Genomic DNA, 14,276 nt, shown 5'->3' on the forward strand with positions numbered 1-14,276 from the left:
ACTTGCTGAACTCCAGGAAGCACTCGGTGAACGGTGTGCCTGGCTGGAAACCCAACCCGATCTCATCACGCAACACACCCTGTTTCACTGGTGGCCTCTCTGTACGAATTAATCGGAGTCCGTATTACCCTCCAGACCCTGCCCGGTGGTCCGTCTACCGCCCCTGCGAGTGGTACTCGGCGTTGGGAACGAAACCCAGGGCGCTGCTGACCCGGTTGGTCATGTTGAACATGCCGATCACCTGCACGGCCTCTAGAATCTGGGCGTCGTCCAGCCCCGCGTCCCGCAGGGGGGTCAGGTCCGACTGAGCCATCCCGGCGGGGTGCAGGGTGAGCTTCTCGGCAAAGGCGCATAGGGCCGCCTCCCGCCCGGACAGGGCCGCGTGCCGCCAGTTCACGGCCACCTTGTCGGCCTTGCCGGCTTCCATGCCGTACTCGCGCAGCGCCGCGCCGTGCGAGACCGCGCAGTACACGCAGCGGTTCAGGCCACTCACCACCACCGCCAGCATCTCGCGCTCGACGTTGCTCAGGTGCCCCGGCTTATTGACCAGCAGGTTGAAATAGTTCCACCACGCCAGGAACTGCTCGCCGTTCAGCGCCTGCGCCCGGAAGACGTTGGGCACGAAACCCAGGTTCGCCTCCGCCTTGCCCCACAGTTTGCGGACACCCTCGTGCGCGTTGTCCTTCGTCGGCACGGCCAGCCAGGAGATTTCATTCATGAGACGGCCAGCTTATCCCGTGCCGGCCGCCGCATGGAATCATGGCGGCAGTGACCGTTCTCATGCCCACCGTCGACGTCCATTCGCTGTATGCCAACGTGTACCTTCTGAGCAGTTCGGCGGGCCGCCTGCTGGTGGACGCCGGGGCGTGGCCCTACGCCGCCCGTTTTGACCGCCTGCTGCGCGACTTCAACCCGGACGCCGTGCTGCTGACCCATGCCCACGTGGACCACTCGGGGGGTGCGTGGCGGGCGGCGCGGCGCGGCATTCCGCTGCTGGCCCACCCGCTGGAGCACCCGCAGCTGACCGGCGAGGTTCATGATCTGCCGTATCCCGCTGGCCGCCCGGACCTGGGAGAACTGGTCTCCAGGGCGCATCCCAAGGTGCCTGCGGACGCCCTGCACGCAGTGCATCCCGGCGAGACGGTGCTGGGCTGGGCCGTGGTCTCGCTGCCGGGCCACACCCACGGCCAGATCGGCGTGATGATGGACGGCGTGCTGGTGGCCGCCGACGCCGTGATCGGGGCCGCCGACGGCGCGCACTTGCCCAGGGCCGCCTACAACGCCGATCATCCGCAGGCCCAGGACACCCTGAGACGAATCGCCGGGATGGACCTGCGGGCGGTGCTGCCCGGCCACGGCGGCCCACTGTCACCGGCGCAGGTGCGGCGGCGGGCCGAGCGGGCCTAAGACTGACCCCGCCCGCCGGCCGGACCTACACCACGCCCTGTTCCAGCATGGCCTGGGCCACCTTCACGAAGCCCGCCACGTTCGCTCCCTGCAGGTAGCTGAGGCTGCCGTCTGGCCGCCGTCCGTGCGCCAGGGCCGCGCGGTGGATGCCGCGCATGATCTCGTGCAGGCGGGCGTCGACCTCGTCACGCGTCCAGTTGAGGCGCTGGGCGTTCTGGCTCATCTCCAGGCCGCTGGTGGCCACGCCGCCCGCGTTGCTGGCCTTGCCGGGTGCGTACAACACGCCCGAGTCCTCGAAGCGCTTGGCGGCCTCGAAGGTGCAGGGCATGTTGGCCCCCTCGGCCACCGCCACTGCGCCGTTGCCGATCAGCGCGGCGGCGTCGGCCTCGTCCAGCTCGTTCTGGGTGGCGCAGGGCAGGGCCACATCCACCGCCACGCCCCAGGGCCGCGCGCCCGCGTGGTACTGCGCGCCCACCAGCCGGGCGTATTCCTCCACCCGGCCCTGCCGTTCATTGCGCAGTTCCATCAGCGTGGCCAGCTTGTCCGGCGTGAAGCCGTCCTCGTCTACAGCGGTGCCGCCCGAGTCCGACACCGTGACCACCTTCGCCCCGAACTGCATGGCCTTTTCGATGGCGTACTGCGCCACGTTGCCCGAGCCGGACACCGAGACCCGCAGCCCGTCGAGTGACCGGCCCTCGTGTTCCAGCATTTCCTGCACGAAGTAGACCGTGCCGTAGCCGGTGGCCTCCGGGCGGATCAGCGAGCCGCCGTAGGTCAGGCCCTTGCCCGTAAACACCGGATCGGCGCGGTTGGTCAGCTTCTTCATCATGCCGGCCAGGTAGCCGATCTCGCGCCCGCCCACGCCAATGTCCCCGGCAGGCACGTCGGTGTCCGCGCCAATGTGCCGGAACAGCTCGGTCATGAACGCCTGACAGAAGCGCATGACTTCCAGATCGCTCTTGCCCTTGGGGTCAAAGTCGCTGCCGCCCTTGCCGCCGCCCATCGGCAGGGTGGTCAGGGCGTTCTTGAAGGTCTGCTCGAAGGCCAGGAACTTCAGGATCGACAGGTTGACGCTGGGATGAAAGCGCAGCCCGCCCTTGTACGGCCCGATGGCGCTGCTGTGCTGGATGCGGTAGCCACGGTTGACCTGCACCTCGCCGGCGTCGTCGATCCAGCACACCCGGAAGATGATGACGCGCTCGGGTTCCACCAGCCGCCGCAACAGGCTTTGCCGGGCGTACTGCGGGTGCTCCTGCAAGAAGGGCCACAGGCTGTCCATCACTTCCTCGACGGCCTGCAGGAACTCCGGCTGGTCGCGGTTCATGTGAGTGACGCTGTTCAAGAAGTCCTGGACGCTGCCCAGCTGATCCCGAACCAGAACGCGGCTCAAGCGGCAGCCCCCGCGTTGGGGCGGCGCGGCACGGCACACGGGCGGCACGGTTTATTGAGAAGGCTCAGCGTCATGACCCACTATGACAAGCGTCCGTCCCTCACGCCCGAATCCGCCTGGACAGCTGGGGCGATTTGTCTAACGTGGTGCCTGGCGGGCGTCCCGCGTGCCGCCCCTCAGCTGCCCACCGACACCACGTTGCAGGTGCAGCGGGCCAAGCTGGTCAGCCGCCCGCGCTCGTCCTTGATCTCCACCGTCCACACCATGACGCTGCGGCCCCGGTAGGCCAGCGTTGCCTCGCCGGTCACGAAGCCGCCGGACACGCCCCGGACGTGCGTGCCGCTGAGATCCACGCCCACCGCCACCTGCCGGCGCGGATCGAGGTTGATCCATGACCCCACGCTCGCCAGTTCCTCGGCCAGCGCGAGGTTTGCGCCGCCGTGCAGCCGTCCGGCGGGCTGCAGGTTGCCTTCTACCGGCATCCGGGCGCTCAGGCGCTCGCGGGTCACGCTCAGAAAGCGGATGCCGAGGCGGGCGCACAGGGTGCCGCTCAGCCCCTCACCCTGTGGGCCGTTGATGCGAGCCGCCACCTCCTCGGGGCTCAGGCGGGCAAAATCTTCAGGCAGGGGGTAATTCAGATCGGGATGCAGCGTCATACGGGGAGAATAGGGTGCGGGAGGGGCCTCAGCCCTGCGGGTGGTCCATCGTCTGGCCCACGCCCAGCCCGTGGCGGTACACCAGTTCGCCGCCCAGGAATCCCCCCGCCAGCGCCAGCCCCAGCGCCGTGCCCGACAGCAGTTTGCCCAGGCCGCGCTTCTTTTTGCGCCGCGCCACGATAGAGCCGATGTTCAGGAAGAAGGCGGTCTCGTTCAGCAGGCCGTGAATCAGGCCGGTGCGGCGGGCCTCGCCGCGTGCGCCGCTCCAGTCCGTCCAGCCGGTGGCGATGGTGGCGACGGCCCCCACCGTGCCCAGCGTCAGCGCCAGATCGGCGGCCCGCCGGGTTTCCTCCGAGTGCTGGCCGGGAAAGAAATCCAGCATCCCGGCGATCATCCACCCGCCCAGCGGCAGATGCACCAGGATGGGGTGCAGCGGGTGGCCCAGCGGCACGCCGTGCAGCGCGTCAGTCACGCCGTCTGGCAGCAGGCCTTCCGCACCGCGCAGCGCCAGTTGCAGTTTCTCGGCCAGTTCCTCGATGGCGTCGTGGTTGACGAGGGCGTCCTCGACGACATAGCTGGGCTTGTCCTGATCGGCCTGCCAGGGAAAGAGACTCATGCCCCGAGGGTAGGCGCGGCCCCTGCGCTGGCGTGCCGCGCCCGCTAAAGGTGGGTTTATGGACGGCGATTCAATCGGGAATCAGTTCGGCTGGATCCGGGGGCAGACAGGCCGCGAAGGCCGAGGCGAACTCCTCTCTGTCCAGCCCGCGCCCGATGAAGACCAGTTCGCTGCCGCCCTCATTCTCGTCCCAGGCGTCGGCGGTGAACAGATCGCGCACCGCCTGAAACAAGATGCGCTGCGGGTAGCCGTGCAGATCCAGCCAGCCCTTGACGCGCAGCACCTCGGCGGGCCGCGCCAGGATGTAGGAGGTCATGAAGCGCTGCCATTCGTAGGGATCAAGCGAGCGATCTGCGCGCAGCGTGAAGGTCTTCAGGTCTGGCGTGTGGGCGTGCGTGGCCGTATCCTGGCCGTCCAGCACGCGCGGATCGAAGTCGTCGCGGGCCAGCAGGGCGTCGGCGTCGATCTGGCCGCGCTCCACACCGATGACGCGGGCCAGCGGGTTGACGCCCTTCAGCGTGGCCGTGGCCCGCGCCAGCGCCTCCTCGCCCACCAGATCGGTCTTGTTCAGCACCACCACATTGGCGTAGGCCAGTTGCCGCGCGGCCTCCGGGTGTTCGCGCAGGGTGTGCAGGACGTGGCGGGCGTCCACCACCGCCACCAGCGTCGTGACCCGGAAGGCCGCGCGCACCCCGCGTTCCATCAGGGTTGCCAGCACAGGCGTCGGATCGGCCACCCCCGACAGTTCCACGATCACGGCGTCGGGTTGCTGCTCACGCATGGAGATGGTCACCAGCGCCCGCAGCAGATCGTCGCGCCCGGTGCAGCACAGGCAGCCCGCCGTCAGTTCGGTCACGTCATCCTGCAACCGTTCGATCAGGCTGCCGTCCACCCCCGCCTGCCCGAACTCGTTGACGATCACGCCCAGCCGGTGCGGCAGGCTGCGGATCAGGTGGTTGACCAGGGTGGTCTTGCCCGCGCCCAGAAAACCGCCGATCACGATGATGGGAATGCGCGGGTCAGGGGTGGGGGCAGTCATAGATGGAGGATACGGGGTCTGTTCGCCCTTCAATGGAGACGGTACGGCAAAGCTGGACGGGCCGCAGGGCGCCGAATGTAACCGCGACACGATGTTCAGTATGCTGACCGGATGGACAAAACGATTCCCTTGCTGCTCGGCCTCGCCGTCCTGACAGCCCTGCCCGCTCAGGCCCAGACGCCCCAGACGGTGTTCATCAACGGCGTGGCCCTCCAGGCCAGCACCACGACAAAGAACGGCGAGACGTACTACCAGTTCAAGGCCAGCGATCTGAAACGCATCGGGGCCATCACCGCCGGGGGCGTGATTCCAAAAATCGAGGCGGTCAGGGGCTGCGTGGGCGACACGCTGTTCAACGGTGTCTACACCGTGCAGTTATTGGAGGCCGGCAACGAGGACAGCGCGTTCGGCGTCACCCTGAAGCTCAGCAACGCGTCCAGGGGGAAGCTGTACAACTTTATGGCGTTCTCGCCCTCGAACGTCGTGGCGGCCACCGACTCGGGCACCCTACCGCTCAACAATTATGTGGGCCAGTGGATCGACACCTTGCTCCCCGGCACGTCCATCACGCTGCACACCCGCACAGACACCCATGGAGCCGCGATAAAATGGACGCGGCTGCTGATTCGCCCGGAGGCCAGCGCGGTCAAGGACATGCAAAAGGCGGGCTTGCCCCTGGCCAAGGTCTACAACATGGAGTTTGACCTGACCTGCAAGAAGTAGGCGCCGGGGGCTGCGCCCGCCTCGGCGCAGATTTGCTCAGCCCAGGTTGGCGCGCTCCCACTCGTAGAACTCCGGCTTGTAAAATTCCAGGCGCACTTTCTTGTACTCCTTCGTCGAGTACAGGATGTCGTGGGGCACGCCGCCGGCCACCTCTTCCTCGATGGCCGCGATCTTGCCGAAGGCCTCCTCCTTGCTGCGGCCATGCACCATGGTGAAGATGGTGTAGGGCCATTCCGGGTAGGTGGGGCGCAGGTAGCAGTGAGACACCGCCTTGAATTCAGCCATCCGGCGGCCCACCTCGGCCACGTCGTCCTGCGGCACGGCCCACACGCCCATCGCGTTGAAGGTGAAGCCCGCCTTCTGGTGGCGGAACACGGCGGACACCCGGCGTAGCGCCCCGGCGGCCTTCATTTTCTCGGCGTGGGCGGCCACCTCATCGATGCTCAGGCCCAGCGCGGCGCAGGCGTCGGCGTAGGGTTCTTCGGTCACCGGCAGGTCTTTCTGGAATTCGGTGACGAAGGCGCGGTCTAGATCCGTGACCTCGTAGCCGATGTTGCGCTGCTCGGAGGTGTACTGGGGCTTTGATTTGGCGTTCCAGTCCTCCTTGCCGGTCATGTCGAACTCCACGCCGATCTTGAACAGGTGCAGCGTGGGCATCATGCGGGTCAGGCGGGCGCCGCTCAGCTCATGCAGCTTCTGGACGTGCGCTTCCAGATCGCTCTCGGGCGGCACGGCAATCGTGTACCACAGGTTGAAGTCGTGGTTGCGCTTGTAGTTATGGCTGACGCCGGGGTGCCCGTTCACGACTTCCGCACCCGCGTCCAGCTGATCCTCGTCGTGGACGGCGGCCACCAAGCTGCTCTGGTAGCCCAGCGTGCGCGTGTCGAAAATAGCGCTGACCTGCCGCAGCACGCCCTCCGCCTTGACCTCACGCAGAATGTCCAGGGCCTCGGCCTCGCTCAGGCCTACTTCCTCGGCAATGGCGCGGTAGGGGCGCTGGACGATGGGAATGTTTTTCTGGATGCGGTTGAGAAGCTGCTCACGCGCCGTGGGGAGCGTGGTTTCCGGGGCGGGCGTGGTGGCGGTCATGGGCGCAGAATAGGCCGTTCTGGGCGGCGAAACGTCCCCGAACGAGCGGTCAGGCGTGGGCGAAATAGTTCCACATACTCCGCATCAGATTGCGCATTGTGGGTCACACAGGAGGCAGGATGACTAAAATCGGTATTGCAGAACACGCTCTCGCCCTTGCCTGGGCGATAGACCTTGGATTTCCTGCCGCTGAGCAATTGCTGGAAGAATGGGCCACTCGGAACCTGTTGGAGCCTGAGGCTCCCCTCGTCGAACTCAGTGAAGCACTTGGCAGCTTCCCTCAGGAGCGAAGGCAGGCGCTGATGCGACTGGCCCATCACGCCACGCCATATGGGGCGGTTCGACTTCTCCTTGCCAACTTCAGCAGGGGCCTCGAAATTGACAGCAGCGTCCGATGCCTGAGCGTTTTCTATACGCTGGAGCGTTTTATTCGAGCGTCCGATGATGCGGGGCCACTTCCACGTCTACCTCTCAGTCGTGAGCGGACAGAAGGCATTTTCAAAACATATGGTTATGGGCGTGACGACTGGGAGGCCAGCGGGGAGGGAGAGCCAATCCGTGAGTCTGAGGCTTGTGATGCCATCGTCCACTTACTCAAAGCATTGAAGCCTGAAAGGGCAGCGGAAATAATCCAGGGTGCGTCACAATGTCACCCATGAGGAATCCCAAATGGTAACGGCCATCGTGATGGTGCAGGCAGACCGCCAGCGCGTGCAGGAAACCGCCGAGGCGCTCGCGGCCATCCCCGCCGTGCGCGAGGTCTACAGCGTGACCGGCGAGTGGGACATCGTGGCGATCCTGAAACTGGCCGAGTATGACCAGCTCGACGACGTGGTGACCGGCCACCTGCGCAAGGTGGAGGGCATTGCCCGCACCCAGACCATGCTGGCCTTCCGCACCTACAACGACGCGCTGCTCGATCAGGGCTTCGGGGTGGGGCTGGACGAGGGCCGGGCGAACAGAGGCAGTTAGGCGGCAGCTGTTCCACCAGTCCGCCGCGTCCCGGATGGATGAATGGGTTCCAGACGGGATGACGCGCATCCTGAGCCCGCGCTAGGCTGAAGGCCATGACAGCAACCCAGGAGAGGACGGCGGTGCTGCGCGAGCAGCTCGTCGCGTGGCGGCGGCACCTGCACATGAACCCCGAGGTGGGCTTTCACGAGCACCAGACCTCGGCGTACATCGAGGCCGAGCTGAAGAAGATGCCCGGGCTGACGGTCACGCGGCCCACCGAAACCAGCGTGCTGGCGGTGCTGAAGGGCAGCCAGCCGGGGCGCACGCTGCTGCTGCGGGCCGACATCGACGCGCTGCCGATCACCGAGGAGAACACCTTCGAGTTCGCCTCCAAAAACGAGGGGGTCATGCACGCCTGCGGTCATGACGGTCACACCGCGATTCTGCTGGGTGTCGCCAAACTGCTGTCCGAGAATCCTGGCGAGGTGCCCGGCGAGGTTCGCATGATCTTCCAGCACGCCGAGGAAATCGGCCCCGGTGGTGCGGAGGAACTGGTGATGGATACCGGGCTGATGGACGGCGTGGATCTGGTGACGGGCCTGCACCTGAACAGCCAGTTGCCCGCCGGAATGGTGGCGGTCAAACCGGGGCCGTTCATGGCCTCGCCCGACATGCTGGAACTGACCATCCAGGGCCGGGGCGGGCACGGCGCGCACCCCGAAGAGGCGGTGGACCCCATCGCAGTGGGCGCGCAGGTGGTCACCAACCTGCAGCACATCGTCAGCCGGGGGGTGGCGGCGCTGGAGCCCCTCGTGATCAGCATCACCTCGTTCCACAGCGGCACCACCCACAACGTGATTCCAGACCGCGCCACGATGCTGGGCACCGTTCGCAGCTTTGACCCCGAGTTGCGAAAGCGTGCGCCGGAACTGATCGAACGGGTCATCAAGGGCGTGTGCGAGGCCCACGGCGCCACCTACGAGCTGAACTACGAGTTCGGCTACCGCGCCCTGATCAACACCGACTGGGTGGCCGAACAGCTCAAGGCCATCGCGCTGGAAACGGTGGGGCCGGATCACTTCCGCGACGCCAAACCAACGATGGGCGGCGAGGACTTCAGCGCCTATCTGGAAAAAGCCCCCGGCGCGTACTTCAACGTCGGCTCCGGCAGCGACGAAGAAGACAGCCGCTGGCCGCACCACCACCCGCGCTTCACCATCGACGAGGCCAGCCTGGAAACCGGCGTGAAAATGCTGCACGCCGCCGCGCTGCGCCTGACGCTGCCGGCATGACGCCGGGCCTCCCGCAAAACCGCTCCAGCTGAGTTGCCGGCGACAACACCGCCCCCTGCTCTGAGGGGACGGTGTTGTCACCGGGGGTGCTGCGCCGGGGCCGACGTGCTGGACCGCATACCGACGTCCCGCGCCATCCTCCAGTTCATCCACCCGGCGGCACACCGTCGGTGGTTCCAGACCGCGACAGACACACCAGCAGATCGCGGCTTTCCGTCCCCACAGGCTGGGCCAGATGGGCCAGGAAGCAGGGACTGTGGGCGGGCGCTTCAGGACGGCGGGAACAGGGGGCCGTCAGGAGCCTGGGTGGCGGGCCGGGCCGCCGTGCTCCCCCGCACCACCAGACGGGTGGGCAGGCGCACGTCCGCCGGCTTCTGGCCGCCCAGCAACGCCAGCATGGCCTGCCCCACCCGACTGCCCTTGTCGCAGGTGGGCTGCCAGACGGTGGTCAGGTTCAGGTTGGCGCTGCCAGGCGCATCGTCGTAACCGACAACGCTCAGACGCTGCGGAACGGGCCAGCCCAGCGTCTGGGCGGCGCGCAGGGCACCCTGGGCCAGCACGTCGCTCATGCACAGCAGGGCGGTGAGCTGCGGCTCGGCCCGCAACAGCTCCAGCGCGCAGGCCTCACCGTCGGGCACGGTGTTGCGCTCGGCCTCGGTGAGATAGAGCCTGACGGCCTCGCCCGGCCCCGCGCCCGCCGCAGTGGTGGTGTTGACCGTCTCCCGGTAGCCGCGCAGCCGCTCGGCGGTGGGATGGTAGGCCACCTGCTGTTCGCGCCCCGGCCCCACCCGCCCGCCGCCCTGCCGGGGGCCGAGTTCCAGGCACAGCACACCGATGCGGGTGTGCCCCAGCTCCAGCAGATGCTGGGCTGCCTGCGCCGCACCCCCCGCATCGTCAATGCCCACGCCGGCAGCCTGGGCATGGTGGTCCTGATCCACCAGCACCGTGGGCAGGCCGCGGGCCAGCACCGCCCGCAGCAAGTCGCTGTTCTGCGCGGCGCTGTAGACGATCAGGCCATCCACGCTGGCGCTCTGCACCGGCGACAGCGGGTCGTCCTGGGGGCCGCTGGGACTCGCCAGCAGCAACAGGTTCAGCGAGGCTGCCTGAAGCGAGTGCGCCAGACTGCCCAGAAACTGCGCGGCGGCCGGGTCGGCGAAGGCGTATTCCAGCGGCGCGTCGTACACCACGCCGATCACCCCGGTGCGCCCCCGCCGCAGACTGCGCGCCAGTGGGTCGGGGCCGCCGTACCCCAGCGTGCGGGCCGTGTCCAGCACCCGCTCGCGCAGCGCCGCCGAAAGCTGGTCCGGACGGTTATACGCGTTGCTGACCGTCGCCACGCTGACCCCCAGCGCACGCGCCACGTCCCGCAAGGTGACGCGCCCGCTGGACTCTGAGGGAAGGTCGGCCGGCAACATGCCACAATGTTAGCGCACGTGATGGGCAACTGAATCGTTTCAGATCACTGCCTTCATGAAGTGCCGACACGGTGCAGGGCGCGGACCTGGACCGCCCCTCTGTCCAGTTTTGACCCGCTCCGCTGACTGTTCGTTCTCCCCTTCCCCCTGCCAAGGAGTCCACATGACCGCCCTGCACACCCCACCTGACCGCGCCGAGGCCGCCCGCCGCGCCGTCAGCATGATCTTTCTGGTCAACGGGGCCTTCTTCGCCACCTGGGCCGTAAATATTCCTGGCCTGCGCGACGCGCTGACGCTGAGCGAGGCGCAGATCGGCGTGGCCCTGCTGGCGATTGGCCTGGGCGCCCTGATCTCGATGCCGCTGACCGGCGGCTGGACAGCTCGCCACGGCAGCGGGCCGGTCACGCGCGTGGCGGTGGTGGCCTGCATGCTGTCGCTGGCCCTGCCCTTCCTGATGCCGGGGTATGTGGGCGTGGTGCTGGCCCTGACCGTGCTGGGGGCGGCCAACGGCAGTCTGGACGTGGCGATGAACGCGCAGGGGGTCACGGTGGAGCAGGCCCTGAAACGCCCGGTCCTGAGCCGACTGCACGCCTATTTCAGCCTGGGCGGCGTGCTGGGCGCGGGCCTGGGCACGCTGCTGGTGGGCCGGGTGCCGATGCTGACTCATGTGCTGCTGGTGGTGGGGGTCACCACCCTGGCCGGCCTCCTGGCGGGGCGCCTGCTGCTGCCGGACCCACCTGCCACGGACCTGCCCACCACGAAACGGTCGGACCAACGGGAAGCAGAGGCCCAGCCGTCCCGCCGCCGCGCGGGCATCAGTTCCGCCGCGCTGCTGCTGGGGCTGCTGTGTTTTCTGGGCATGCTCTCCGAAGGCGCCAATTACGACTGGGCCGCGCTGTACTTCCGCGACGTGCTGGGGCAGGCAGGCGGCAGCGCGGGCGTCGGCTACACCGCCTTCGTGATCACCATGACCCTGGGCCGCTGGTTCGGGGACCGGGCGCGCGGACGGCTGGGCGACGAGGCCATCGTGCGGGTGGGCGCGGCGGTCACGGCGCTGGGCCTGGGGCTGGCGCTGCTGGCCCAGGGACCGGCCTTTGCGGCCTTCGGCTTCGCGCTGTCGGGGCTGGGCCTGAGCAACGTCGTGCCGGTGCTGTACGGCGCGGCGGGTCACGCGCTGGCCGGCCGCGGCATCGCGCAGGTCGCCACCATCGGCTACGGCGGCTTCCTGCTGGGGCCGCCGCTGATCGGCTTCGTGGCCCAGCACGCGGGTCTGCGGTCCGCGCTGGGCGTGGCGCTGGCCGGGGCGGTGCTGGTGGCCCTGCTGGGGGGCGGGGCCTTCGCGCTGGTGCGGCAGCGTGCGGCGGCCGCGCAGGTCCAGAGTCCGGGGAGCGAGGGGGCCGCGCCGTCGCAGAACGTGCCGTGACCGGATTGCCCACCGGGCCAACCACGCGCCAGGACGGCGAGGCTTCACCCAACCTTTAGTTCTGCGTTCATGTTGATCCAAGCAGGAGAAGGGCGCTTATAGCTGGCCAGAAGGACATCACGGCAAGAGGCCGCCCCTGCTGGACGGGGCCGAGCCGCGCCTCTTGCGTCCTGACTGTCTGCCCCTCTGTCTCCCCGCCCCTCACCCCCTGGAGGAATACCCATGAGCAACAAGCCTGTGAGCCACGAAACGAACGAGAAACTGTTGAACCGCCGTAAATTCCTGGGTGCCGCAGGCGCTGTCGGCGCAGGCACCCTGCTGGCGGGCTGCGCGCCCGGCATGACCGGCGGCGCGATGGCCCAGGGCAGCATGGACAAGAAGCCCAATCTGGACGGCACCATCTTCAACTTCGCCCTGAACCTGGAGTACCTGGAAGCCGCGTTCTACCTGGCCGCCGTGGGCCGCCTGGAAGAGCTGGACGCGGTGGGCGGCAACAGCAGCAAGGTCATTCTGCCCGCCGGCTTCACGGGCAAGGGCGGCGCGGGCATCAAGTTCGAGTCGGCGGACGTGGCCGCCTACGCCAACGAGATCGCCTCCGACGAGCTGAACCACGTGCGGATCATCCGCAAGGTGCTGGGCAAGGGCGCCGTCGAGCAGCCCATGATCGACCTCGGCCCGGCCTTCCTGGCGGCGGGCAACGCGGCCTCGGGCGGCGCCATCACCGGCTTCAACCCCTTTGCCAACGACCTGTTCTTCCTGCACGGCGCGTTCATCTTCGAGGACGTGGGCGTCAGCGCGTACAAGGGCGCGGCCCGCTTGCTGACCGACACCTCGGCGGGCGGCAATCTGGAAAACGCGGCGGGCATCCTGGCCGTTGAGGCGTACCACGCCGGGCAGATCCGCACCCTGCTGTACCAGCAGCGCAACACCCAGGTCACCCCGGCCCTCAAGGTCAGTGACGTGGTGGCGGCCATCAGCAACCTGCGCGACAGCGTGGACGGGGCCAGCGACGTCGACCAGGGCATCGTGGACGCAGCGGGCGGCGCGAACATCGTGCTGGCCGACGGCAACTCGATTGCGTTCAGCCGCACCCCCCGTCAGGTGGGCAACATCGTCTTCCTGAAGCCGGACGCGGTCAAGGGTGGCTTCTTCCCCGAAGGCCTGAACGGCGACTTCGCCGCGATTCTGGCCCTGTAAACCCTCCTCTCCACGCTCCCAGCGCTGTCATCCTCCCTTGACGGCGGACCGGAGACGCGGGCGCCCCAGTTCCCTTTGCGGGCCGGGGCGCCCGCCCTGTCTGACCGGGGGGAGGGGCGGCGGACCGGGGTGCCTATTGACAGTTTCCGAAGTCGCCAGTAAAGTAACCGAGCCTTCCGAAACGCCCCCACGGGCGCGGCTACCAAGCGGAAGGGCAGCACCGGATCAGCAGCATGCCGAGGTGGCGGAATTGGTAGACGCACTAGTTTCAGGGACTAGCGCCGCGAGGTGTGTGGGTTCAAATCCCATCCTCGGCACCACAGCACAAATCAGGACAGGCCCCCCGCAGAAATGCCGGGGGCTTTTTCTTGTCGCTGGCCCCGTGGCTGGCGCGGGTGGACTGGCCGATCCCGGCCCCCGCCGTTCCCAATCCGTCCCTCCCTCACCCCGCGCCGGACCGCCCCGCCCTACACTGGGGGGGTGAAGAGGTTTGCGGTGAGCGGTGCGTGTTCAGCAGTCCATCAGTCGGTCGTTTTTCCTGTTCTGCAAGCCAGCTGCCGCACGCCCTCCCTCTTGCTGGAGGTGCGGGCATGAGCGCCATCTACCAGCGCGCCCGCCCCATCCGCTGGGATCAGGTGGTGGGCCAGGAACACGTCAAAGATGTGCTGAAGGCCGCGCTGGAGGCCGGGCGCGTGGGCCACGCCTACCTGTTCTCCGGGCCGCGCGGCGTGGGCAAGACCACCACGGCCCGGCTGATCGCCATGACCGCCAACTGCACCGGCCCCGCGCCCAAGCCCTGCGGTGAATGCGACTCGTGCCTGAGCGTGCGCGCGGGTTCTCACCCCGACGTGATGGAAATCGACGCGGCCAGCAACAACAGTGTGGACGACGTGCGCGACCTGCGCGAACTGGTGGGGCTGGCGGCCATGCGCGGCGGCAAGAAGATCTACATTCTGGACGAGGCGCACATGATGTCGCGGGCGGCCTTCAACGCCCTCCTCAAGACGCTGGAGGAGCCGCCGGGCCACGTCATCTTCATCCTGGCGACCACCGAGCCGGAAAAGATCATTCCCAC

The 14,276-nt window shown here is 67.8% G+C and carries 15 protein-coding genes and 1 tRNA gene; 9 read left to right on the forward strand and 7 right to left on the reverse strand.

Going from position 1 to position 14,276, the window contains the following annotated elements; genetic code table 11:
• Positions 1-154 precede the first annotated feature (154 nt).
• Entirely contained in the window at positions 155-718 is a 564-nt protein-coding gene (locus FHR04_RS20055; RefSeq protein WP_139404953.1) for a peroxidase-related enzyme, read from the reverse strand.
• A 50-nt stretch (positions 719-768) separates the two neighbouring features.
• On the opposite strand from FHR04_RS20055, the gene FHR04_RS20060 reads away from it, so the two are divergent.
• Positions 769-1,407, forward strand: coding sequence for an MBL fold metallo-hydrolase (locus FHR04_RS20060; protein WP_311734704.1), 639 nt, complete (start codon positions 769-771; stop codon positions 1,405-1,407).
• Positions 1,408-1,432: 25 nt separating this feature from the next.
• Here FHR04_RS20060 and gdhA read toward each other — a convergent pair whose 3' ends face one another.
• The 4 genes from gdhA to FHR04_RS20080 form a co-directional block, all read right to left on the reverse strand.
• Positions 1,433-2,797: an NADP-specific glutamate dehydrogenase gene (gdhA, locus tag FHR04_RS20065; protein ID WP_338084784.1), complete on the reverse strand. Its 1,365-nt coding sequence runs from the start codon at positions 2,795-2,797 to the stop codon at positions 1,433-1,435.
• A 176-nt stretch (positions 2,798-2,973) separates the two neighbouring features.
• Positions 2,974-3,453, reverse strand: a complete 480-nt coding sequence (locus FHR04_RS20070; protein WP_039683053.1) for a PaaI family thioesterase — start codon at positions 3,451-3,453, stop codon at positions 2,974-2,976.
• A gap of 28 nt (positions 3,454-3,481) precedes the next feature.
• Positions 3,482-4,069, reverse strand: a complete 588-nt coding sequence (locus tag FHR04_RS20075; protein ID WP_039683051.1) for a DUF2231 domain-containing protein — start codon at positions 4,067-4,069, stop codon at positions 3,482-3,484.
• Between the two features lie 70 nt (positions 4,070-4,139).
• Positions 4,140-5,108: a CobW family GTP-binding protein gene (locus FHR04_RS20080; RefSeq protein WP_139404954.1), complete on the reverse strand. Its 969-nt coding sequence runs from the start codon at positions 5,106-5,108 to the stop codon at positions 4,140-4,142.
• Positions 5,109-5,219: 111 nt separating this feature from the next.
• Between FHR04_RS20080 and FHR04_RS20085 the strand changes: the two genes are divergently transcribed.
• Positions 5,220-5,831 carry a hypothetical protein gene (locus FHR04_RS20085; RefSeq protein WP_139404955.1) on the forward strand — a complete coding sequence of 204 codons (612 nt, stop codon included), beginning with the start codon at positions 5,220-5,222 and terminating at the stop codon, positions 5,829-5,831.
• A 36-nt stretch (positions 5,832-5,867) separates the two neighbouring features.
• Here FHR04_RS20085 and ahbA read toward each other — a convergent pair whose 3' ends face one another.
• Positions 5,868-6,920, reverse strand: coding sequence for a siroheme decarboxylase subunit alpha (gene ahbA, locus FHR04_RS20090; RefSeq protein WP_139404956.1), 1,053 nt, complete (start codon positions 6,918-6,920; stop codon positions 5,868-5,870).
• A gap of 119 nt (positions 6,921-7,039) precedes the next feature.
• On the opposite strand from ahbA, the gene FHR04_RS20095 reads away from it, so the two are divergent.
• The 3 genes from FHR04_RS20095 (at position 7,040) to FHR04_RS20105 (ending at position 9,166) form a co-directional block, all read left to right on the forward strand.
• Positions 7,040-7,579, forward strand: a complete 540-nt coding sequence (locus FHR04_RS20095) for a hypothetical protein (protein ID WP_139404957.1) — start codon at positions 7,040-7,042, stop codon at positions 7,577-7,579.
• 10 nt (positions 7,580-7,589) lie between these two features.
• On the forward strand, positions 7,590-7,892 hold the full coding sequence (locus tag FHR04_RS20100; protein WP_139404958.1) for an Lrp/AsnC family transcriptional regulator: 303 nt from the start codon (positions 7,590-7,592) through the stop codon (positions 7,890-7,892).
• A gap of 95 nt (positions 7,893-7,987) precedes the next feature.
• Complete coding sequence (locus tag FHR04_RS20105) at positions 7,988-9,166, forward strand: M20 family metallopeptidase (RefSeq protein WP_139404959.1); 1,179 nt, start codon at positions 7,988-7,990, stop codon at positions 9,164-9,166.
• Positions 9,167-9,435: 269 nt separating this feature from the next.
• Here FHR04_RS20105 and FHR04_RS20110 read toward each other — a convergent pair whose 3' ends face one another.
• Positions 9,436-10,581, reverse strand: coding sequence for a LacI family DNA-binding transcriptional regulator (locus FHR04_RS20110; protein ID WP_139404960.1), 1,146 nt, complete (start codon positions 10,579-10,581; stop codon positions 9,436-9,438).
• Positions 10,582-10,744: 163 nt separating this feature from the next.
• Here FHR04_RS20110 and FHR04_RS20115 point away from each other — a divergent pair, with 163 nt between their 5' ends.
• The 4 genes from FHR04_RS20115 to FHR04_RS20130 all read left to right on the forward strand — a co-directional run.
• The gene (locus FHR04_RS20115; RefSeq protein WP_139404961.1) at positions 10,745-12,004 is read left to right on the forward strand and encodes an MFS transporter; all 1,260 of its coding nucleotides are present in this window, start codon (positions 10,745-10,747) and stop codon (positions 12,002-12,004) included.
• Between the two features lie 222 nt (positions 12,005-12,226).
• A complete protein-coding gene (locus FHR04_RS20120) occupies positions 12,227-13,201 on the forward strand; it encodes a ferritin-like domain-containing protein (RefSeq protein WP_139404962.1) in 975 nt (324 codons plus the stop codon).
• 235 nt (positions 13,202-13,436) lie between these two features.
• A tRNA-Leu gene (locus tag FHR04_RS20125) sits at positions 13,437-13,521 on the forward strand.
• A 270-nt stretch (positions 13,522-13,791) separates the two neighbouring features.
• On the forward strand, positions 13,792-14,276 hold a 485-nt coding region (locus tag FHR04_RS20130), incomplete at its 3' end, for an AAA family ATPase (protein ID WP_139404963.1).

This window comes from Deinococcus radiopugnans ATCC 19172, from assembly GCF_006335125.1.
Classification (GTDB): Bacteria; Deinococcota; Deinococci; order Deinococcales; family Deinococcaceae; genus Deinococcus; species Deinococcus radiopugnans.